At 71.9% G+C, this 938-nt stretch carries 1 protein-coding gene; it reads left to right on the top strand.

Annotated features, from left to right (window positions below; translation table 11 throughout):
- The coding region (locus tag ATO4_RS26710; RefSeq protein ID WP_139802742.1) for a polysaccharide biosynthesis/export family protein at window positions 1-938 on the top strand (938 nt) is incomplete at both ends.

Below are 938 nucleotides of genomic sequence, written 5' to 3'. Positions count from 1 at the left end.
CTGGCGCAAACCGAAACCTGCCGGACGACCTTGCCTTGCGGCGCGGCGGGGCAGGGGGGGACGGGGGTTTTCCGGCTGCGCAAGGGGGCCGTCCTCGGCGTCGTGATGAGCGGGCTGTTGTCGGGCTGCGCGCTTTTGCCGGCGGCCGGGCCGACGGCGGGAGCCTTCGTCGGCGATGTCGACGAGACGGCCGTGCAGTATCGCGACGGCTATCTGCTGATCCCGGTCGACAATTCCGTCCTCGCCTATCAGCAGGAAGAGGCGCGGCCGAGCTTTCGCGGCATCGCCAGCCGGTCGCTGCCGAACGACACCGGCATCGGCGTCGGCGACGTCGTCCAGGTGACCCTGTTCGAGGCCGGCGTCGGCGGGCTGTTCTCCTCGCTGAATGCCGGCGGCCAGGGCTCCTCCTCGGTGCACCTGCCCGAGCAGCAGGTCGCCCGCGACGGGTCGATCACCATTCCCTATGCCGGTCGCATCCGCGTCGCCGGCTCCACCGCCTCGGCCGTCGAGAGCCGTATCGTCGCCGCGCTCCGGGACCGGGCGATCGAGCCCCAGGCGGTGGTCGCGGTGGCGCAGGGCAATTCGACGGCGGTGACGGTCACCGGCGACGCGGTCACCGGCGCCTCGGTGCCGATCCCGACCTCCGGGCTGAAGCTGCTCGACCTGATCGCAAGGGTCGGCGGGCCGAAGGCGCCGATCTACGAGACCGCCGTCTCGCTCACCCGCAACGGCCGCACGGTGCAGATGCCGTTCTCCGAGCTGGTCAGCGACCCGTCCGAGGACGTCTATGTGCGCCCCGGCGACGTGGTTCTGCTCACCCGCCAGCCGCGCACCTACGTGGCGCTGGGGGCCACCGGCAAGAGCGACCAGCTGCCGCTGCAGGGCTACGAGATGTCGCTGGCCGAGGCGCTCGCCCAGGTCGGCGGGCTGAACCCCAA

It is taken from the genome of Aurantimonas sp. 22II-16-19i (assembly GCF_002088275.1).
In the GTDB taxonomy this organism is placed as follows: domain Bacteria; phylum Pseudomonadota; class Alphaproteobacteria; order Rhizobiales; family Rhizobiaceae; genus Jiella.
This window is presented reverse-complemented; position numbering and strand designations above follow the sequence as displayed.